This is a genomic window from Aquipluma nitroreducens (assembly GCF_009689585.1).
Lineage (GTDB): Bacteria > Bacteroidota > Bacteroidia > Bacteroidales > Prolixibacteraceae > Aquipluma > Aquipluma nitroreducens.
Window position 1 is genome coordinate 4,425,262 of sequence record NZ_AP018694.1, and the last position, 20,519, is coordinate 4,445,780.

Annotated in this window: 17 protein-coding genes; 5 read left to right on the top strand and 12 right to left on the bottom strand. The window is 39.0% G+C overall.

Annotated elements, in window-relative coordinates:
• Nucleotides 1-370: 370 nt before the first annotated feature.
• The 3 genes from AQPE_RS18565 to AQPE_RS18575 all read right to left on the bottom strand — a co-directional run bounded on the left by AQPE_RS18565 (nt 371) and on the right by AQPE_RS18575 (nt 7,427).
• Nucleotides 371-3,292, bottom strand: coding sequence for an ELWxxDGT repeat protein (locus tag AQPE_RS18565; protein WP_318347993.1), 2,922 nt, complete (start codon nt 3,290-3,292; stop codon nt 371-373).
• Between the two features lie 554 nt (nt 3,293-3,846).
• The gene (locus AQPE_RS18570; protein ID WP_318347994.1) at nt 3,847-6,840 is read right to left on the bottom strand and encodes a metallophosphoesterase; all 2,994 of its coding nucleotides are present in this window, start codon (nt 6,838-6,840) and stop codon (nt 3,847-3,849) included.
• Nucleotides 6,841-6,977: 137 nt separating this feature from the next.
• Entirely contained in the window at nt 6,978-7,427 is a 450-nt protein-coding gene (locus AQPE_RS18575; RefSeq protein WP_318347995.1) for a hypothetical protein, read from the bottom strand.
• A gap of 521 nt (nt 7,428-7,948) precedes the next feature.
• On the opposite strand from AQPE_RS18575, the gene AQPE_RS18580 reads away from it, so the two are divergent.
• Nucleotides 7,949-8,119 (top strand): hypothetical protein, encoded by a 171-nt coding sequence (locus AQPE_RS18580; protein WP_318347996.1) that lies wholly within the window; start codon nt 7,949-7,951, stop codon nt 8,117-8,119.
• A 383-nt stretch (nt 8,120-8,502) separates the two neighbouring features.
• Here AQPE_RS18580 and tnpC read toward each other — a convergent pair whose 3' ends face one another.
• From tnpC to AQPE_RS18625, 9 genes are all read right to left on the bottom strand, one after another.
• The gene (gene tnpC / locus AQPE_RS18585) at nt 8,503-10,185 is read right to left on the bottom strand and encodes an IS66 family transposase (protein ID WP_318346937.1); all 1,683 of its coding nucleotides are present in this window, start codon (nt 10,183-10,185) and stop codon (nt 8,503-8,505) included.
• A 71-nt stretch (nt 10,186-10,256) separates the two neighbouring features.
• A complete protein-coding gene (tnpB, locus tag AQPE_RS18590) occupies nt 10,257-10,616 on the bottom strand; it encodes an IS66 family insertion sequence element accessory protein TnpB (RefSeq protein ID WP_318346938.1) in 360 nt (119 codons plus the stop codon).
• Nucleotide 10,617: 1 nt separating this feature from the next.
• Nucleotides 10,618-10,983 (bottom strand): IS66 family insertion sequence element accessory protein TnpA, encoded by a 366-nt coding sequence (gene tnpA, locus AQPE_RS18595; RefSeq protein ID WP_318346939.1) that lies wholly within the window; start codon nt 10,981-10,983, stop codon nt 10,618-10,620.
• A gap of 63 nt (nt 10,984-11,046) precedes the next feature.
• Entirely contained in the window at nt 11,047-11,847 is an 801-nt protein-coding gene (locus AQPE_RS18600; RefSeq protein ID WP_318347997.1) for an IS3 family transposase, read from the bottom strand.
• Entirely contained in the window at nt 11,844-12,284 is a 441-nt protein-coding gene (locus tag AQPE_RS18605; RefSeq protein ID WP_318347998.1) for a hypothetical protein, read from the bottom strand. The genes AQPE_RS18600 and AQPE_RS18605 overlap by 4 nt, the downstream gene beginning before the upstream one ends.
• Before the next feature lie 135 nt (nt 12,285-12,419).
• Nucleotides 12,420-13,112 carry a hypothetical protein gene (locus tag AQPE_RS18610; protein ID WP_318347999.1) on the bottom strand — a complete coding sequence of 231 codons (693 nt, stop codon included), beginning with the start codon at nt 13,110-13,112 and terminating at the stop codon, nt 12,420-12,422.
• Nucleotides 13,113-13,765: 653 nt separating this feature from the next.
• Nucleotides 13,766-14,506, bottom strand: coding sequence for a porin family protein (locus AQPE_RS18615; protein ID WP_318348000.1), 741 nt, complete (start codon nt 14,504-14,506; stop codon nt 13,766-13,768).
• Nucleotides 14,507-14,647: 141 nt separating this feature from the next.
• Complete coding sequence (locus AQPE_RS18620; protein WP_318348001.1) at nt 14,648-15,397, bottom strand: shikimate dehydrogenase family protein; 750 nt, start codon at nt 15,395-15,397, stop codon at nt 14,648-14,650.
• Nucleotides 15,398-15,701: 304 nt separating this feature from the next.
• The gene (locus AQPE_RS18625) at nt 15,702-17,564 is read right to left on the bottom strand and encodes an ABC-F family ATP-binding cassette domain-containing protein (protein WP_318348002.1); all 1,863 of its coding nucleotides are present in this window, start codon (nt 17,562-17,564) and stop codon (nt 15,702-15,704) included.
• Between the two features lie 109 nt (nt 17,565-17,673).
• Between AQPE_RS18625 and nth the strand changes: the two genes are divergently transcribed.
• The 4 genes from nth to AQPE_RS18645 all read left to right on the top strand — a co-directional run bounded on the left by nth (nt 17,674) and on the right by AQPE_RS18645 (nt 20,289).
• Complete coding sequence (nth, locus tag AQPE_RS18630; RefSeq protein WP_318348003.1) at nt 17,674-18,330, top strand: endonuclease III; 657 nt, start codon at nt 17,674-17,676, stop codon at nt 18,328-18,330.
• A gap of 124 nt (nt 18,331-18,454) precedes the next feature.
• Nucleotides 18,455-18,625 (top strand): 4Fe-4S binding protein, encoded by a 171-nt coding sequence (locus AQPE_RS18635; protein ID WP_318348004.1) that lies wholly within the window; start codon nt 18,455-18,457, stop codon nt 18,623-18,625.
• A 119-nt stretch (nt 18,626-18,744) separates the two neighbouring features.
• The gene (locus AQPE_RS18640) at nt 18,745-19,125 is read left to right on the top strand and encodes a T9SS type A sorting domain-containing protein (protein ID WP_318348005.1); all 381 of its coding nucleotides are present in this window, start codon (nt 18,745-18,747) and stop codon (nt 19,123-19,125) included.
• A 273-nt stretch (nt 19,126-19,398) separates the two neighbouring features.
• Nucleotides 19,399-20,289: a sugar phosphate isomerase/epimerase family protein gene (locus AQPE_RS18645; protein ID WP_318348006.1), complete on the top strand. Its 891-nt coding sequence runs from the start codon at nt 19,399-19,401 to the stop codon at nt 20,287-20,289.
• Nucleotides 20,290-20,519 lie beyond the last annotated feature (230 nt).

The following is a 20,519-nucleotide window of genomic DNA, read 5'->3' on the forward strand; positions in this document are numbered from 1 at the left end:
TTAGTCATTTCCTACTTCTAATGTTGTAGCCTTTGTCGTCAAAAGGTTGCAATTCTTCAATAAACATTTTTTCGAGTTGCATTATTTCCCTTCGATAGTCTATCGTTTTAGTGTCATCTACATAACATAGGAAGCTACACGCAGGGCGGGGTAAAAACATCCAACCACTCAACAACAGCGAAGCTTATAAAATACACGCCTTCTGGGTTGTAAAATTTGTAGTTGCGGCTCATGATAGGATACAATAACTAATATTGAACAAAAGTATGGAATAACTTTTAATTAACCACACGATACAATCGTGCGGGAGCAGGGGCACACCCTGAGGCGCAGGAACAATTGATACAGGCTAAAGTCTAGCTCCCGTCGTTTACTTTTTGATAATTTCCCCGTATTGAATGTTATTCCCAACATTTATCTGATAAATATATATACCCGGACTATTTTCTTGTAAGTTGATGTGGAATAAATTGGATGTCATTATCTTTTTTATTAATAGTTTGCCGTTTATATCAAAGAGCGAAAATGTAGCAGGCAACTTTCCATTCACAAATTCAATAGTAATTGGACCGGTTGTTGGATTTGGGAATACAACTCCTGTTTTATTGGGATCTGATACCTTTTCGATGCTAGACAAGATTGGCTTATATTTTATAAGTTCGTTCCCTTTATCATCAATATTTGCTACGAAATAAAAATCTTCTCCTAGTTGAGTAAACCAGGTTCTCAATCCTGAAACCTGATCCAGTTCTGAAATTTTTCTTGTTCCGTCACTTGTTCCATTCGACTCATATAATCTTTCATTTCCGCTTTCGTCAATAGCCTGAAAATACAATTTGTTATTAAGTGAAGTTAAGTGGCTTGGATGAAAATAACTGGCTCCGGTCAATGATTTTTTTAATGGCAATGTTCCGGTTATTGTGCCATCAGATTGCCATAATTCTGTATCATCGTTTTCATTAAATGCGATAAAATATAATTTACCTGAAAGTTCTGTCATCGACACCGGATTGCCAGAACCTATACCCGGGCATATATCTTTTACCATTACAGTTCCGGTGGTAGTTCCATCGCTTTTCCATAGTTCTCTTCCGGAACCTTCACTTGCAGCTGAAAAATAAAGAGTTCCATTCACACTTTTTAGGAAAGCGGGAGTTCCTGACAAAGGTCCGGAATAAATATCTTTCACTAAACTTGTACCCGCATCTGTTCCATCACTTTTCCATAATTCAATACCATTTGCTCCATCGTTTGCCGTAAAATAGAGCATTTCTTTGTAGTTAGTAAGATAGTCAACCGAACCTGAACTAGAACCTGAGTAAATATCTTTTACCAGGCTAGTGCCAGCCTCAGTTCCATCACTTTTCCACAGTTCATAGCCTGTTTCTGTTAGAGCACCAAAATAAAGCACTCCGTTAATGGCTATAAATTGCGTTGGATTGCTTGAACCTTGACCAGTTAATACATCTTTTACTCTTGTTGTTCCAGCTTCAGTACCATCACTCTTCCAAAGTTCAGTTCCAGTTGTCTTATCGGTGGCTGCAAAATACAAAAGTCCGTTAAGAGTTGCATTGTCTTCGTCTGTAACGAAATTAAACCCGGAGCTGGGATGGATAATTTTCACCATTTTGGTTCCTTCAGTAGTTCCATTGCTACTCCAAAGTTCAATACCATCTGTTCCGTTTGTAGCGGTAAAAAAATACAATTTATTATAAACTGAAAACTGATGAGGATCGCCGGAACCGGAGCCAGGATAAATATCTTTTATCATTTTTGTTCCTGATGGAGTTCCATCACTAATCCATAGTTCAGATCCATTAGTGCCATCATTGGCACTAAAGAAAAATTTGCTATTCACCAATGTCAAGCTACCTTGAACTCCATCTGTTGTTCCTGAAGAGATATTTTTCACCATCATTGTTCCACCTTCAGTTCCATCACTCTTCCATAATTCCTGACCTGTAACCCCATCATTGGCCGAGAAGAATACTACACCAGTTAATTTGTTGCCGACAATTAGTAAATTAGTTTGTGTCATATTTCCAGTGGAAATATCCTTGAGCATTACGGTACCTTGGGTTGTTCCATCACTTTTCCATAATTCAGTTCCATGAACTCCGTCATTAGCAATAAATAATAATGATTCGTTAAGACTGAATAGATTATATGGGCTTCCTGATCCAGTAGGATTAATATCTTTTACCAGAACGGTTCCAACTTCAGTTCCATCACTCTTCCATAATTCACTACCATTAGAATCATTGTATGCATTAAAATACACTGATCCATAACAGGTTATTAAACCTGATGGATAACTTGAATTGGTACTAGATCCCGGATAAATATCTTTAACCAAAACGGTGCCTGATTCAGTTCCATCACTTTTCCATAGCTCAGTTCCATGTACACCATTATTTGCCGAAAAATACGCTATCCCGTTTACATCACACAGGTTTGATATTGAACTGGGGAAATTCCCGGGATAAATGTCTTTAACCAAAACTGTACTTGATTCAGTTCCATCACTTTTCCACAACTCGGTTCCAGAGACTCCATTATTAGCTGTGAAAAATAATGTTGAATTCACAACAGTCAATAATGATGGATTTGCAGAACCCGATCCCGGATAAATGTCTTTGACCCTAACCGTTCCAGCTTCGGTACCATCAGTCTTCCATAATTCATTTCCACTTGCGGCATCTTGATTGGTAAAATATAAATTTCCTTTACACTCGGTAAGATTCTTAATGATCGATGAATTCGATCCGGGAGTTATATCCTTTACGAGCGTAGTGCCGGTCTTTGTTCCGTCAGTTTTCCACATTTCACGTCCGTATTCAGAGTTAATTGCCGTAAAATATAGCATGCCATTAAAGTTAACGAGGAGAAACGGAGATCCTGATTCGAAAATACTGCCCGGATAAATATCTTTCACCATACTTGTACCTGTTTCAGTCCCATCACTTTTCCATAACTCAGTTCCGGTTGTACTGTATGCATTAAAGTAGATTGTTCCATTAAGATTGATCAGATTTGATGGTGTTGAAGACGTTGTTCCCGGATAAATATCTTTCACCATATATGTTCCGGCCGAGGTTCCATCGCTGCGCCAGAGTTCACTGCCAAAAGCTGCGGTTGTACATACAAAATACGATATGTTGCCAACGCTAACGAACCCGGTTGGAGATGAGGATGCTGGCTGTGTATTTATATCCTTTACAAGAGTTACTTGCCCTATAAGTAAACATGATATGGTTAATACAAGCATAATGGATAGAAAAGCTTTTTTCATGGGTTTGGATTAGTTTATATGATTTGTAGTAAATATAAGACTTTTTATTTGGATATTCTATCGCTGGGTTTGATATATTGAGGTAAAAAAATGGCTGTATTTTTCTCGAAATGAAAATGTTATGGGTAGAAACTCCCACTCCCGCTTGATTGTATTAAATGGATGTGGCTGGTCATTATGCACCATGCAAAAATCTCCATTCCTTTTTCTTTTTGGCAATAATGCAGGCTATCGATGATTATGTTTTTGTATTCGTTGCGGGTAAATTACATCCAACCACTCAACAACAGCAAAGCTTATAAAATACACTCCTTCTGGGTTGTAAAATTTGTAGTTGCGGCTCATGATAGGATACAATAACTAATATTGAACAAAAGTATGGAATAGCTTTTAATTAACCACGCGATACAATCGCGCGGGAGCAGGGGTCAAACCGAAAAGCAGCTTGAGCGGAAAGATACCCACCGAAAACCACCGAACCCGCACTTGACGGATAGCTGATGTTAGCGGTTCGTGCTTTTTTCTTTTTATTTTCACACTTTTTATAAAAATTACTAAGGATTCAATTTTTTCCTAGCCATAATGGCATTAGGTTTAAAACCAGCAATTCTAATAATTTGGTCTTTTTTACTCTTCTCTACAAAATTTGTATAGAGGTGTTTTCTTACATAAACACGTAAAATACTTTGCGCTAAATAATTGTTTTCGACGTCTTTAAAAAGCTGTTTTAAATCATTTGTGTTAATGGAACCATAATAAGATTTTATTGCGAAGGTCACAATTTTCGCTGCAGAACTGTCAATTCTTCTAGAAACAGCTTCGAAAAGTTCATCACTCCCTTTTGTCCCAACGGCAAACATTAAATTCGTAAATGAATCCATACAAATTCTCCACGAAATATATTGCAAAAAGCTTAAAACCGTCTTTTCTATTTCTTTTATATCAACATTAGATTTCTTATTAAGCTTCTCTGAAATTGCTTCAATAAATAATTGTTTATCTTTTTCAATTAAATCAGCAAAGAATCCAACAAGCCTGAATCCTGTTCTATACGCAGACTCAACAAGTTCTTCAAGTTTACCTTTTTCAAAATCTCCTTTTTGGTTCTTAACAATTTGGCCTAATATCCTTATAGTACGAAAGGCTTGACTTATTTCTCTAAATTCAGGTGGCATAAGATCTTCCGAATGATGTTTATGATTACTTTTTCTTTCTTGATCATCCTTTCTTTTTAAACCTTTTTTTACTTCTTGCTTTGGATCTCTTTCTTCAATAACGTCGTGCTGTATTCCTTTAACAAATTCGGCAATAAATTCAGTAAATGGATCAGCACGATCTAGAGTTATTGGTTTTGCATCTTCAAAAGGAAGTTCACTGGTAAAAATAATACTGTCTATAAGGAGTTGTGCTTTACTGTGATGAGAAAGAAAAATTAAAATATTTGCATTTTTTTCAACATGAATATTATCACACAACTCCTCTATGAGGACTTTGTGTTTGTCAATGTTGGCTGAAATTTTTTGAGCGACCAAGTAATAATATATGTACTTATAAGAAAATGAATAATATTCATCATCGAATTTGATAATATTAGCATTTGATAATAATCTCAGTACTTTGTCAAAAGAATGATTTGTATAGAATGATTTCTTATAAATGACATAAAAATCTTCGAAGTCCAAAGGACTAAAAGTATCCTCTTTTTTGTCAAATAGAAAGAATGCCAACTCTTTCAATATGTTAAAATAACTGGATAATTCATCTTTTAAGCCTTCTCTTACAAGACCGGCTGTTATTAATGCCTGATAGCAATGGGCATATGAAGTCTGGGAATAGTCATGAGGCAAAATTTGGGCATCTAAACCTTGGAGTAAGGTTAGTATGAATATAGGATAAGATGGCATCAAGCGATCGCCTAATAATGAATTTATTTCGTCTAGTCGTGCTTGTATATTCTTCAACAACTCATCCTCCCTGATAGTCATAACATTCTCACCAATTCGAAACCATTGCTCAATTATTTCACTCCTTTTTTCATGACCTAATGGCAATAATTTGTACTTATTAAAATCTTTTAGGGTAGTGGTTTCTTCAGTGGCAATATTTGAACCTAGAGAATTATTAACGGAAATAAAAATATAATCAAAATGTGAACTTAAGTTTTCTAATAAGATAGCCTTATATTTAGTATTTAGAGATACTGTTTGAAGATTGTCTAAAAATAAAACTCTTTTGGGTTGTTGAAAAAACAATTCGGTATCATTACTATCATATTGTTCTTTCATTGCCTTCTTAACAATGTCTTTTGCGTCTGTATTGTTTAAATTTTTACCACGGATGTATATTGGTAGATAACCCGCTTCATATAGTTTTTTGTAAAGAACAAAAAACAATGTGGTTTTACCAGATTGATCTTCTCCTTCAATAATGGTTTTAAGGATAGTTTCACTTTTTACTGAATACAATAGTTCTTCTGAATTAGGATATTGAACTACTTCTTTGTCTTCAATAGGTTCTAAATCTGGAAAAACAAAGATATCGGATAACAATAATTTTTCTTTCCGAGAATGCTTCAAAGGTATCTTTAGAGTATCTAGTTTATTCTCAAAATCTTTATTTAGAATAAATTTCCTTGTTACTTTTTGAGTTAGTTCATAGGCCTCTTCATATTCGACTATGAATTCATTTGAAGACCATGAATGTACTTTAAATCTTGTTTTTTTATTCTTTAGATCTATCTCAATGTATCCAAAGCCGGTTTCTTTTTGTTCCTCTTTTTGAAATGCTTTTCCTCCTGAAAAAATGACGTTATTACCCTTTTGAAATATATTTTTAGATTGACCTTTGTCGTGTTCATGACCAAATAGTACTATGTTTGAAGTATTTATAAGATGTTCTTCAAACCTAGATTTATTATTATTCTTCGTCCTAGGCGAAAGCCAATTTAATGGATGATGAAATAGTGCAATGGTTAATTCTTCATTATCGTTCGAAAGAAATTTATTCTCTGGAATAACAATTCCCCCATACGTTTCATTTATATCTGACATCCAACTGCTATTGTAACAATGGAACACAATTTTAAAATTAATGAGAGGGGTAAATTCCTTCTTAAAAGATACTTTGTCGTCTGGAATATTTTCAAGCATTTCATTATAGAAATCCCAGTAATTATTTTGTACAACAAGTGCATCCTCGTAAAAATCTGGTTCAGTTAATACATCAACATGACAACATTTTAGAATTTCTTTTCTTGTTCCTTTAACGTCATCATAGCAGCAATCATGATTTCCAGGAACAAGAACAAGGTTTATTGGTAAAATACTTTTTTGAGGCTTTATTTTTTCTTTTAGAGCGGTAAGAAATAGTTTAACATTATCAAATTCTGCCTTTCTCCCAGATCTTGTAATATCTCCTGATATAACTATAAATAGGTTCGAAATCTGTTTGATTTCATAATCACATGAATTTGCAATTAAATCAACTTTGTATAAATAATTGTCTTTCTCAATATGTAAATCACTCAGATGTAGAATTCCTATTTTCATTATTTTTAAGTTTTTATCTAATTTTTTTTAATTCATTCCAAATCAAAAACAAGTTGTCTGCAAAAGCGCCTAGCATGACCGCCAACGTAGGAAGCTACACACTGCTGCCGCACGGGTAGCTGAAGTTAGCAGCAGAACTATTTGGCATTGTCAAGATTTATATAAAAAAGTTTTGCAGCTTGTTCAATCTCATCATCAAGTTCTGTGTCAATTTTGAACGAATATAGAGTCCATTTGTCATTAGGCTTGTATAATTCGAATGTAAACCTCATTGGCTGTCTGTCATATTTTACCATATAAGAATAAAGAACGAAACTTTCTGAAAACTGTTTTTTTATTATAGGTTCGTAACCATAGTATTTCCCTACGTAATCAACGGTATAGCTACTTACTTCTTTTTTTAAATTGTCTATTGCGTCTTTTATTCTCGTTGTCCAAGGATTCGTTGCATAAAGCTCATCAAGTGCTTTACCAGAATCTTTGGGATATTCATCAAAAAACTTATTAATTAATTCATCAGATGAAGATTGTGCGAATGTTGTTAATGAAATAATTGTCACAAAGATGATTAGGATTGTTTTTTTCATATTTATCTATTTTGTTGATGTGTCTGTTTGTTTTGCGACTAATGACCAAATAGCGGAAAGTTTACTGTGCTTTTCAACGGTTTTAATATTCAATAAACCCAAGTCCGCTATTCATTTAGATATTGTTTTTCAGGGATTTAAAGTTAAACAGTTATGTTTACATAACAAAACAATTGTTTTATTATTTTTTCAGCACTTTAAACAGTTCACTTTTTGTTGCCGCGCTTTACGCACAATTGTTAAAACCGAACCCAAGTTCTTCAACAGATCGCATCGGGCTTTGCAAATTGGTTGCGGCCTGCCCCTGCTACTGCAATAATGCCACACGATATAATCGTGCGGCAGCGTGGGCAGATGAAGTGTCCGACAATCGTACACCTGTTCGCGACGGAGGTGTGAACATGCCCGTCAATAACTTCGACCTTCGCGACAGAGCAAGTGATGTCCGCGACAGCGACACGAACTTTCGCGGCAGAGTGATGGACATGTCCGACAACAGCTTTAACCTTCGCGACAGAGCAGTGTGCCTTCGCGACGGAGACACTGAGGTGCGCGACGGGGCAATGAACCTTCGCGACAGCAACATGAACCCTCGCGACAGCAACATGAACCCTCGCGACGGGGTAGGTGAGCTTCGCGACGGAGGGTTGAACCTGTCCGACCGGGTATTTTCGTTCTGTTGCCGGGGTTAAGCTGTCATTTCCGCAAAAGCAGAAACCCCGCCTTTCGGCCTGGCCCCCTGCTACTGCGCGATTGCATCGCGTCGGATAGAAGGTTGACTCGTCCTGAAAAAAGTTTACAGATTAATACTTAAATCCTGATATAAGTTTACACAAGAAATTAATCCTAAGATTGGTTTACAATGGTAGGTTTTTTCTTGTAATAATTTTTCCATAATCTATTTGTTTTTAAACCTTGTTGATGAACTTGACTTGGGTAATGATTTCCAATACTCATATGAGGCCTATCTTCATTATACAGACGTAAGCATTCGGTAAACTCCGTTATATTTTCTTAGAAAACCAGCAACCCACTTTCAGAGGTTCTCTAAAATGTTCGGAGAACTTTGAGAGGCTTAGGAGATGGAACTGTTACAAATCTGGTTTTGAAGTTTGAAGTTGTGTGGAAGTAATTCGGCCAGATCCTTGCTGTAATCGTTATCGTAATTGTGGATGTTATTCAGAAAGTATACCAGCCACTCGCGGAAGTTTACTTCGCTTGCCTTGCAACAGCCCAGCATGGAATACATGATTGCTGCATTTTCGGCTGCATCGTGGTTTCCACAGAACAACCAATTCTTCCGGCCTAGGGCAATTGGACGGATAGCATTTTCTCCGAGATTGTTGTCAATTTTCAACCGACCATCCAAATGGTATCGGGTCAACTTGTGGTAAATGTTATAGGTGTAGCGGATAGCCTTTCCGATACGCCCTTTGGGCAAAACTTTGGGGTATTCATTTAGCAGCCATTTTTCGAAGGCTACCATAATAGGATAAGCCAAGCGGGAACGAAGATCGGCGCGCTCGTCATAAGAGAGTTGCTGCTGATCGGCTTGCCTCTCCACCTGATAGAGCAGTCCTATTTGCTCCAGCGCATAAGAAGCCCTGACTTTGTCCTCTGCCAAAGCCTCTTCAAATTTACGCCGGGCATGAGCCCAGCACCCAATGGGCAGAACGCCCTTTTTGTTTTCGTAAATATCGTAAACGGCATAACCATCGGTCTGGATTACGCCTTGAAAATCCTTAAACAATTGCAGTGCGACCTTTTGTGCCCGGGAACCGTGGTCGTAATGAAAAAAGACCAGGTTGTCCATAACCGCACGGATCATCCAGATGTATCCTTTTATCGTGGTGTGCTTTTCGTTATTTATAATCGGGATCGTTGTTTCATCGCTCTGTATATAATCCGAAGCCAGCACCAGCTCCTTTAACCGGTAATAAGTAGGCCTGATCAGGTCGGCTACATCCTGAAACCAGCCGTTAATGGTTGCAGGTGCAATGGATATACCCTGTTGTTTGAACATCTGGATCTGACGATAGAAAGGAAGATGGTTCACATATTTGTCGATGATAATATCAGCCAAAACACTTGCCCCGGCATAGCTTTTTGCTATGGGAAGTACGGGCATGGGAGCTGTAATGATTTGCTTTTCCACATCCTGGCTTTTATCTTTCAACGCATATTTGTGGCGGATGATCCGGCGCACATACCATCTGGCAGATTCGCGTTCCAGAACTTCTGTAATTTCCGGAGCCAGTTCTATCCAATTCTCGAGTTCAATGTGCTGTGGATAAATGTGGGTTTCTTCTCTCGGTAGACTTTCGGGCAGCGGTTTGCGTACCGGATGGTTTTTCTCCTTTACCTCTATAACACGGATGGTCTTGTACTTTTCGATCTCCTCTTTGGCACTGGTTGCAAGTTCCTTTTCTTCCGGAAGCAGGTCAAGTCCCTCAAAATCGAGCTTTCGTTGCAGGGGATCCTCATTGATATACCGTTCACTGGATTTGCCCCAGATCCTTCGCTGGAGCATCTCTATCTGTTGTTTCAGCTTGTTAATTGTTTCATCCAGTTGGCTGATTGCCCGATCTTTTTCGGTAATCAGCTGGTCTTTTCCGACAATTTGTTTTTGGTAAGTGGATCTTTCTGAATCGAAGTTTTCAAAGTTGGAAAGTTGACTTTTAAGCCTGGAAGTTTCCCTAAAAAGCCGGTCACGTTCTTCCAGAATTTGCTGTAAAAAACCCTCTTCTTCAACTGTCATTTTTACTTGCTTTTGATGGCTTGAAGATACTAAATATCAACCGTATAGACAAGTTAAAAACCAAGTAAAATCTACTGTTTCGAAGGTTTTTCCCATCTTTTTTTATTCATTTTTCCATCCGGTGAGGTACCCTGTACCATCAGCATCAACTCCTGCCAGCTGGCTTGAAACGTATTGGTACTTTCATCAAAAACCGGTAGTTTAAAACTGCCCGATTCCAGTTTCATGTGATAGATCACCAAACCACCGCATTCCAAGTGCAGGATTTTCATGCTGGTACACGGGCGGTTGATAAAGATATAAACATCCCCGTCCTGCACGTTGCGCCCCATCTGGTTGGTCACCATTCCGCTCAGGGTGTAAAAACTCCGGCGCATATCCGTTGGGTACGAATACAGGTAATACCGCATTGACGAAGTGAGGCTGAACATCCTACCGGCGCGTTAAAACCAACAGCGACCGTAATATCTGTGGGTCGGGCAAACCGTTCAGCTTTAAACACACCCCATTCGGATAGCTAATCTCACAGGAGATGGTTTGGGGTCTGGCTCCCGATGTTGAAAAGGTTGTCGATTGTACCTGCACCGGGGCTGGAACCCGCGACGACTGGGCTTGCCCACCATTCTCAAAAACCACCGGGATAAATCCACTTTTAGGTGGCAATAGTCCTTTTAGCTTGTGTTGCCAATAATAGAACTTAGCCTCATTCATTTGTTGATTGGCGCAATAATCCCGAATGGTCAGGCCCGATGCCAGAAACTCGTCATAGATGGCCCGGAATTTTTTCTCATTATACATGTCGTTTGTCTTTGAAGTAAAAAGCAAACTTATAGACTGACATGCAAAATTAGTTGACGCACTTCAGCGAATGCTTACATACAGACGAACAGACTTGGCCAATAATAACCTTGCTTCGTATATTGATTTAACAGGACTGTCATTAAGATATTCGTCTTTTAATATTCCATTTAATCTCTCGGCAATTGCATTCTCTAAAGGATCACCGTTTTCTGTCATGCTAATTTGAATGTGATTTTCATTCAATAATCTTACATACTCATTGCAGCAATATTGAACTCCTCTGTCGGAATGATGAATTAGGTTTAACTGGATATTCGGCCCTAATATCAGTTCGCTGAGTGCCATTTTAAGAGCTTCTATGGTTTCAACGGTTTCTAATGAAAGGGCAACATGATAGCCTACTACTTTGCGAGAAAATGCATCGGTTATAAAACTTATATAAACATAAATCCCATTGATTTTCCAATACGTAATATCGCTCACCCAAAGCTGGTTCGGACCTGTTGGGACAAACCCTCGTATCAAATTCTTATATTTCCTGAGCCAATGATGCGACTGGGTGGTCTGTATCCGCCTCGTCCTTTTTCTTACAAGCATGTGGTTTGATGACAACAAGTCAAATAAAGCATCCCGGCCCATCTTGATTTGATGGTCTATCATAAACTTACAAAGCTTGTCATGCAACTTACGTGTACCCATTCTTTTGTGGCCTTCCCGGATTTTTGAGACTTCTGATAGCAATATATCTTCTTCTATGCTAACTTCCATACCTTTCCATCCATTTTGATAGTATGCCTGCCTGGTTAAACCAAACCATCCACATAGCTTGGCAAGGCCTATGTGTGAAAAATTAGTCTTCATTTCTTCAATGGTTTGGTATTGACTTTTTTTCTGATAGAAATGTTAAATTCTTTCTCAGCAATGTCAATCATAGTCGAGAATGCAACTGCTTTCATTTCTGCATCCCTCAACTGGGATTCCAACTCAAGGTTCCTTTTTTTCAATTGAAGATTTTCAAATGAGTCGCCAATTGATGCAACAACAGTATTCTTTCTAGCCATAACGCCATTATTTTCAACGAAGTTAGGCCTTCTTGTTGGAAGTTTGGTATTGTAACCTAATTTGCGCATCCAGCGCAGCAATTGCCCATGTTCTTCTTCTTCGCCTGTGTACTTTTTCCAGATTTCTTGCTTGGTACACTTGCATGAAATCATTTCTTGAATAATCTGGTGACGTTCCGAATCGGTAAAATAATTACCCCTTTTTAATCCTGAAATAGCTTTACTTTTCTCTTCCATTTTACACTTTTTAGTGTAAACCTATTTTAGGACAAGTCAGGTTTTTGATCATGCCACACGATACAATTGTGCGGCAGCGTGGGAATGCCTCAGGCGAAAGAGCGGGGAATTTCCATCGTTAACCACAAAAACTAACTATGTCGGTTGTTGCTCATCCACTTGTTTTTCCCTGGGGTGCGAGGCCGGTTCAACCACCGAGCGAGCCTGGCAATAGGCATTGTAAAATTCACTTTCACGTGTTCTGAACCGCAGCATGAGGTTGTCGAGTTGGTTGGTCAGCATTTTTTTTGTTTCCGACACCAGGTTATCCACCTCCGAATTGGCCGACGAGCTTTGAACGGTTATTTTACGGGGTGCGCCCACCATCGATACAAATTGGGTGCAAAGCGTTTCGGCTTCGGCAAGCATATCTTCGGTTAAAGCATAGCCGCCCAGTTGGGGCTGTAACTCACGCACGAGATCCAGAAAGGTTGTAACCTTGGGTTCGATGTCGGTTTCGCGTTTGCGGGCAAAACTCTTGGTTAAAAGTTTCACTTTTTGCAGCAATTCCTTTTGCCCGGTGGCTTCGGCATACGAAATAACAATTCCGCCCAGCACTTCAATGCTCTCTTCAAGCAATTCTTTGGTTTTGTCTTTTCCGGCGGTAACCGGATTGCTCAGCGACGACGATTTTTTCTTGTTCAAATCCCTGATCAGGGCAATATTGACGCCCAGTTTTTCTTTTAGCAAACCAATGGCAGTTATGGGTTCCCATTTCGATTGGTAATTGCTTAAACATTCCAATGTTGTATCGAACATCCGGAATTCTTTTGATTGTGTTTTGTTCATTTTAAGGGTGTTAAAAATTAGTAACATAAGTTACGGCGAAAAACACACTCAAGTCAAGTCTGATTTTAATTAAAATGATAAATATGTTGTAAAATATAAAGAAGCACAAAATATGTACTGAGAATGAAATGATTGGGGCATTCACTTTGAATCACCCCTAAATCCCCTGAAGGGGACTTCCTCACTACTAACAAAGGTTGGCGATGTTCGGCGTGTGAGGAGGCTGTCCAAAACGAAGTTTTGAGTTTTTAATTGCTTATAATTTGTAAGTAACTGCATGGCTAAAGCCCTAAAATCCCAATGTCATATAATTTAAGAAATCCATCATTTACTTGTCCGTCCGCTAAAGCGAGACGGCAAAGGATAAACGTATTTCAAATCAACGATTTCTTAAGGCAAAGCTAAACCTATCCTTTGCCGTTGGCTTCAGCCAACGGACATTGAATCGGACAAACTACATGACATTGCCCTAAATCCCCTTAAGGGGACTTCCTCACTACTTACAAAGGTTGGCGATGTTCGAAGTGTGAGCCCCCTTCAGTGGGTTGGGGGTAAAATTGCGCCCTGCTACTGCGCGATTGCATAGCGCAGTAAAGAAGTTGTTAAATAATGCCACACGATACAATCGTGCGGCAGCGTGGTGGGCCTGCGCTTTACAGGTGCTTAGCACTTTTAGCCCAAAGCAAATATTTCAGCGATAGCCCGAGGCGTTGAGTGTGGATGCTCTCATATTTTCGCCATTCACAGAATAGATTGGGTACACCGTATTGGTATTCGGCATTTATCGAAAGCTTATTAAATTCAACACCAAACCGAACAATCGGGCCGAAATCGAATCGTTTAATATTGGATTGATGTAAACTTTGAACGAGGACTTTGGTTGGATCTTCATCGGGGTTCCAGCTTGATTTCGACCAGTAAAAATCTTCGTTAAAATGAGTAGTTGTAGTTCCTGAGTGGATGTTTCCTTCAAATTTTCCACCAAATCCATAAGCCAGGTAGGGGCCAACTCCAAACAGCACATTCATCTTTTTAAATCCTAGTTTGAACTCCGGAACGATGGGCATTTCGATGTAGTTTAGCGAAACGTCGACATCAGAAACCTGATAAACCAGATGATCTTGTCCCGTAGCTTCCTGATCAACAGTTTGCTGGAACCCTTTTTTCGAAAATAAAAGATCGGTAGTGAGGAAAACCTTATCATTCAGTTTTAGTTCAGATGCTAGACCCACGCGATAGGCGGTTTTCCCTTGAATACCGTAGTCGTTTGCTGTTGAACGATGGATGTTCAGTTTGGTATAGTCCATACCTCCGGTTACACCAATTTTGAACTGTGCTTGTGCAACAATTGAATACAAAAGAATAATCGATAAGCAAATAAGGTGGTTTTTCATATAATTGTTTTTATGGTTTTATTTGAAAACGATTATGTTTGATTTTTATTATGGTTTGTCGTATTTTATTGGCATCACAAAAAAAAGGATCCGATCTTTCAAAACAAAGATCGGATCCTTTTCTTCACAGTTCTAATATTTTTAGCTGTTCCAAATCTCCCAGGCACGCAGGGCTTGCAGGTGAAGCATTTCCAGTCCGTTTTTGGTTTTAGCTCCCTGCGCTTTTCCTTTTTTCAGGAACAAAGTTTCTTCCGGATTGTAAACCAAATCGAACAACACATGGTCGGAAGTGATCGACTGGTAAGGAATATCGGGGCATTTGTCCACATTTGGAAAAGTTCCGATTGGAGTGGCGTGTATAATGATCAGGTATTCTTTCAACAATTCATCTGTAATCTGATTGTACCTGATTTCTTTCTCGAAAAGCTGATCCTCGATTGAAGCTGAAACAAATTCGATCTGTAGCTTATTCAGGATGTGTTTAATGGCTTTCGAAGCGCCGCCTGTTCCCAGAATCAGTGCTTTTTTGTGCTTTTCTTCGAGCATCGGGCGAAGCGAATTTTCAAATCCATAAACATCGGTATTGAATCCTTTCAGATGACGCTTACCATCGTTTGTGGTAATTTTAACCGTATTCACAGCTCCAACCTGTGCGGCTTCGGCATCAATTTCGTCGAGAAAAGGCATGATTTGTTGCTTGTACGGAATGGTGCAATTTAATCCGCAGATGGTTTTGTCGCCGTCGAAAATGCCCGGAAATTCGTCGATGCTGTCGAGTTCGAAATTCACATATTCATGTTCGGGCAGGTTTTCTTCGGCAAATTTTTCAGTAAAGAAATTCCGTGAGAACGAATATCCCAGCCGGTGTCCGATTAATCCAAATGTTTTCATATCTGTTAATAGTTTAATAATCAGTATCAGGTATCCAGATTTAAATATCAGGAACAATTTATTGTCGCAATTTTACCCCCAACCCCCTGAAGGGGGCTAGTGCTTCGAACATCGCTAACCCTTGTAAGTAGCGAGGAAGTCCCTTTCAGGGGATTTAGGGGTGATTCAAAGCGAATGCGACATTTATTCATTCATATTCCTTAATTATCAGGAATCAAGATTTTTCTCTTTTTTCTTGATACTTGCGTCTTGTATCCATTTTTCTATATCTCCTGCCAACTGCGACTCACCATTGATCATTTTATTAGGCCAGTTCGCTCAGTTCCAGCCAGCGCATTTCCTTTTCTTCAAGCAAATCTGTAATTTCTCCAAACCGGTTCGATTTTTCGTGCAACTCAGCGTTTGTCAGTTCTCCAGAATTGAGTTCTTCACTGATCGTTGCTTTTTCGGTTTCCAGCGATTCAATATCTTTTTCAAGTTGTTCCAGCTCTTTCTTCTCGTTGAAAGTCAACTTCCGTTCCTTCTCTTTGGCCGGTTTTTGAGGGGCTTTGGGTTCAGGCTTTTTCAGTTTCTTTTCCTGTTCTTCTTCCTCCAGTTGTTTGTTTCGCCAAAGGGTATAGCTGCCCGGAAAATCCTTTATATTTCCATCGCCGTTAAATACAAACAAATGATCGACAATTTTGTCCATAAAATACCGGTCGTGCGAAACAATAATGACGCAACCCTGAAAAACGCGAAGGTATTCTTCCAGAACAGACAGAGTCATTATGTCCAAATCGTTGGTGGGCTCATCCAGAATCAGAAAATTCGGGTTGGTCATCAGGATGGTACACAAATACAACCGCCGTTTTTCGCCTCCTGAAAGCTTCTCGACAAACGAATATTGCGTGTCGGGAGGAAACAGAAAGGTTGTCAGCAACTGGGAAGCAGTCAGTTTTCTGCCGTCGTCGAAATTGATGACTTCGGCAATTTTATTCACCACATCAATCACTTTATCGCCAGGGTTGAAATCGATTCCGGTTTGCTGGTAATAGCCAAAACGAATGGTTTGCCCAATCTCAATTGTACCACTGTCGGTTGGAAGATTTCCGGTCACAATATTCAGGAATGTTGACTTCCCGGTACCGTTTTTACCCACAATCCCCAATTTTTCGCCACGCTGAAATTTGTACGTTAAATTTTTAATCAGGCACAGTTCGCCGTAGCTTTTGCTGATGTTTTCCAGATCGAGAATTTTATTCCCAATCCGCGACGAATTCATGCTCAGTTCAATGTTATTCTCGTTCAGGTTTTGACCGGCTTTTACAATCAGGTCGTCTACACGATCCATCCGGTATTTTGCTTTATGTCCACGGGCCTGTGGCATTCGGCGCGACCATTCCAATTCGGTGCGGAGTAAGTTTTTTGCCTTTTCAACGCTCGTTGCTGTCGATTCCATCCGCTCCTGACGTTTTTCCAGGAAATACGAATAATTTCCACGGTGCCGGTAAATGGTGTTGCCTTCCATTTCCAGAATTTCGTTGCACACCCGATCGAGAAAATACCGGTCGTGAGTCACCATAAAAAGAGTGATTTTGGTCTTCTCCAAATAATTTTCCAGCCATTCGATCATGTCCAGATCAAGGTGGTTGGTTGGTTCGTCCAGCATCAGCAAATCGGGTTCATTGATCAGCACATTGGCCATTGCAACACGCTTTTTCTGTCCACCTGAAAGTTCTGAAATACGCTGATCGTAATTAAAAATCTTTAATTGAGTCAGGATTTGCTTCACTTTAAACTCATAGTCCCAGGCCTGATGGCTTTCCATCAGTTCGGTATATTTGGTAATGTCTTCCTTCCGATTGTGCAGCACGGCATCTTCAAAATTGCGAATGGTTTCCACCATTTCATCGGCTGATTGAAAAACCGCTTCAAAAACCGTTTGATTATCGTCTAAATCGGGTATTTGCTTGAGGTATCCTATTTTAATGTCGCCGGTTTTGGTAATCTGCCCGAATTCCGGAGTATCGTTTCCGGCCAGAATTTCCATGAGCGTGGTCTTTCCGGTGCCATTGCGTGCAATGAGAGCCACTTTTTGCTGTTCGAATATGGTGAATGAAATATTTTCGAAGAGTAACTGATCGCCAAATCGCTTCGATAAATTTTCAGCCTGTAAATACGGAGTCATATTTTTTTCTGCAAAAATAATAATTTACGCCAACCAAAATGAACTCAGTTCAAAGACTCGGTGTTTAGCGGTTTTTGTTTAAGTTTGAAATTCAAAAATCAGGATTGAAATGGAAAAGAAAGAATTGTTTGAATACGTGATTCGCTATTTTCAGAAAGAAATGCCCATCGCCGAAACTGAACTCAACTACAAAACCCCATACGAATTGCTTGTGGCTGTTATTTTATCGGCTCAGTGTACCGACAAGCGGGTGAATCAGATCACTCCTGATTTGTTAAAGCGGTTTCCTACTCCTGAAAAGATGGCTGAGGTTGAGTCGGATGAAGTTTTCGATTACATCCGGTCCTGTTCGTATCCAAACAACAAGGCCAAACATTTGGTTGGAATGGCTCGTATGCTGGTTTCCGATTTTGGTGGCGTTGTTCCCGACGATATTGACGAATTGCAAAAATTGCCCGGAGTGGGACGAAAAACGGCCAATGTAATAGCTTCGGTGGTTTTTAATAAACCAGCGATGGCTGTCGATACGCATGTTTTCAGAGTGGCCGCCAGGATTGGATTGAGTGTCAATTCGAAAACTCCACTGGAAACCGAAAAACAGTTGGTCGAGTTCTTTCCTGAAGAAATATTGCCATTGGCCCACCACTGGTTAATTTTGCACGGAAGATATGTTTGTCTGGCTCGTTCTCCGAAGTGTGAAAAGTGCGGATTGACTGATGTTTGTGTGTATTTTAAATCGAAAGCGGGATCAGGTTCAGCAGTTTAGCTTGATGGGTGAACACGCTTAATCTTAAATGATTTCATTTTGTCTGAAATTACTTTTGCAATTTTTTTGATTTTTTGTCAAACTTCGTACTTTTGCCCAATATAAAACCTAAAAAAATTGAGTTATGGCTTATAAAATTTCAGAAGAATGTATTGCATGTGGTACTTGCATTGACGAATGTCCTGTAGAAGCGATTTCTGAGGGAGATATCTATAAAATTGATGCAGATCTTTGTACTGATTGCGGATCATGCGCCGAAGTTTGTCCGGTTGATGCAATTTCAGTTGCAGAGTAATTTCCGGTCGACATAAAGCTAAAAGAAGCTGATCTTTAGAGTTCAGCTTCTTTTTTTTGCGCATTCTGCAACTATCTGGTCTGATTTTTGTCTTTTGAATAGATAGAAAAGCGTTGACTATGAAAACAATTTTTACGATTATATTTTTATTTGTCTCAATTATAAGTACTTATTCGCAAACTAAACCTTTGGTGAGTCAAAAAGACGGCGCTTTAGTTTCAGGAATAATTACCGAAAATCAAACATTTTTTATCAAAAAGATATTTCCTAACCCTGTAAAAGATATCGTTACCGTTGATGTAAATACTGTAAGTTCGGGAAATATACAAGTCAGCCTATACAATATTCTGGGCACAGAAGTTAAAAAATTTGAGCCAATTTATCTTTCACAGGGAGAGCAGCAATTTCAACTGGATTTATCAATCCTAAAGCAGGGGATTTATATTCTTAAAGTGAATATGTCAGGACAGGTTTTTTCGCAGGTCGTAAAGAAAAGCTAATTTTATCGGTTTAGCTTATTATTGTTTTAAGTCACGGGAATACAACTTTCTTCTCTTCCCGAATTCTTCTATCCCAATTTCCGATAAATATACTTATTGCTACAGGAATAATTGTGCATATATTTTTGCACTGCCAAATGCTGCACTAAATGCCAGTCCGTTTTTTTAGCTAAAACCTGAAGATGTTGCAGGTCGAATTATTTGATTTGGTCTATTTTGGAAAATGATATTTAGCAGTTATATTTATCCGACTATAAACCAACTAACACTAACATGGAAAATAATCTGTCTCGTCGTATTTTTCTGCAACGAAGCCTTGTTGCTGGCATTGGCCTTTCTTTGATTGAACCTCTATCTGTATTCGCTAAAGCTAAAGAATCGGGAATGAAATTAGGCTTGGTAACCTATCAGTGGGCTAAAGACTGGGATTTGCCAACACTAATTGCGAATTGCGAGCAAACCGGTTTTTTAGGTGTCGAACTTCGCACCGGACATGCTCATGGTGTTGAAACATCATTAACTGCCAATGAACGATCTGAGGTTAAAAAACGATTTGCCGGTAGCGCCGTTACTTGTCTGGGTTATGGTGCAAATTTCGAATATCACAGTCCCGATCAGGCTGAGCTTCGAAAGAATATTGATCAGACGAAAGAATATATTGTACTTTGTAAAGACATTGGCGCTACCGGTATAAAAGTAAAACCGAATAACCTGCCCAAAGAAGTTTCAAAAGAGAAAACAATCGCCCAGATTGCTGCTTCATTGAATGAAGTTGGCCGGTTTGCCAAAGATTATGGGCAGTTGGTTAGGGTAGAGGTTCATGGAGAATTAACTCAGGAAATTCCAAACATGAAAGCTATTTTTGATCAGGTGACCGAAAAAAATGTAAAGATGTGCTGGAATTGTAATGATCAGGATTTGCTGCCACCCGGATTCGAAGCCAACTTTAATTCGGTAAAAAAATGGTTTGGCGACACTGTGCACGTTCGGGAATTTAATGTTGGTGAATATCCATACCAGCAACTCCTGAATCTATTTACCGGTATTAGATACGATGGCTGGATCTTGCTTGAAGCCCGCACAGAACCTGCTGATAAAATCTCTGCAATGAGAGAACAGCTCAGTTTGTTTAATTCTATGCTTTCCAATGCAAAAAAAGGATAATAAATAGTTCTCATTTTATATTTAGCTAAAACCTATCGTTTATCGGTAGGTTTTTTTTGTCTCTGATTTTTGATTCGGCGAAGGCTGGATTTCGGCTTATTTCGGTTTTTTTCATCTTTTTTTGAACTATTTTGCCTGTTTCAGAGCGATAAAATGCGAAAATTGAATTTTTATGAACTGAAGTGATGATATATTCAACAGATGTAAAAAATATATGCAGTTGTGTTAAG

Coding starts and splice junctions, on each gene's coding strand:
- AQPE_RS18565 (WP_318347993.1), bottom strand. CDS start 3,292: ATGAAAAAAGCTTTTCTATCCATTATGCTTGTATTAACCATATCATGT.
- AQPE_RS18570 (WP_318347994.1), bottom strand. CDS start 6,840: ATGAAAATAGGAATTCTACATCTGAGTGATTTACATATTGAGAAAGAC.
- AQPE_RS18575 (WP_318347995.1), bottom strand. CDS start 7,427: ATGAAAAAAACAATCCTAATCATCTTTGTGACAATTATTTCATTAACA.
- tnpC (WP_318346937.1), bottom strand. CDS start 10,185: ATGACAGTTGAAGAAGAGGGTTTTTTACAGCAAATTCTGGAAGAACGT.
- tnpB (WP_318346938.1), bottom strand. CDS start 10,616: ATGTTCAGCCTCACTTCGTCAATGCGGTATTACCTGTATTCGTACCCA.
- tnpA (WP_318346939.1), bottom strand. CDS start 10,983: ATGTATAATGAGAAAAAATTCCGGGCCATCTATGACGAGTTTCTGGCA.
- AQPE_RS18600 (WP_318347997.1), bottom strand. CDS start 11,847: ATGAAGACTAATTTTTCACACATAGGCCTTGCCAAGCTATGTGGATGG.
- AQPE_RS18605 (WP_318347998.1), bottom strand. CDS start 12,284: ATGGAAGAGAAAAGTAAAGCTATTTCAGGATTAAAAAGGGGTAATTAT.
- AQPE_RS18610 (WP_318347999.1), bottom strand. CDS start 13,112: ATGAACAAAACACAATCAAAAGAATTCCGGATGTTCGATACAACATTG.
- AQPE_RS18615 (WP_318348000.1), bottom strand. CDS start 14,506: ATGAAAAACCACCTTATTTGCTTATCGATTATTCTTTTGTATTCAATT.
- AQPE_RS18620 (WP_318348001.1), bottom strand. CDS start 15,397: ATGAAAACATTTGGATTAATCGGACACCGGCTGGGATATTCGTTCTCA.
- AQPE_RS18625 (WP_318348002.1), bottom strand. CDS start 17,564: ATGACTCCGTATTTACAGGCTGAAAATTTATCGAAGCGATTTGGCGAT.
- nth (WP_318348003.1), top strand. CDS start 17,674: ATGGAAAAGAAAGAATTGTTTGAATACGTGATTCGCTATTTTCAGAAA.
- AQPE_RS18635 (WP_318348004.1), top strand. CDS start 18,455: ATGGCTTATAAAATTTCAGAAGAATGTATTGCATGTGGTACTTGCATT.
- AQPE_RS18640 (WP_318348005.1), top strand. CDS start 18,745: ATGAAAACAATTTTTACGATTATATTTTTATTTGTCTCAATTATAAGT.
- AQPE_RS18645 (WP_318348006.1), top strand. CDS start 19,399: ATGGAAAATAATCTGTCTCGTCGTATTTTTCTGCAACGAAGCCTTGTT.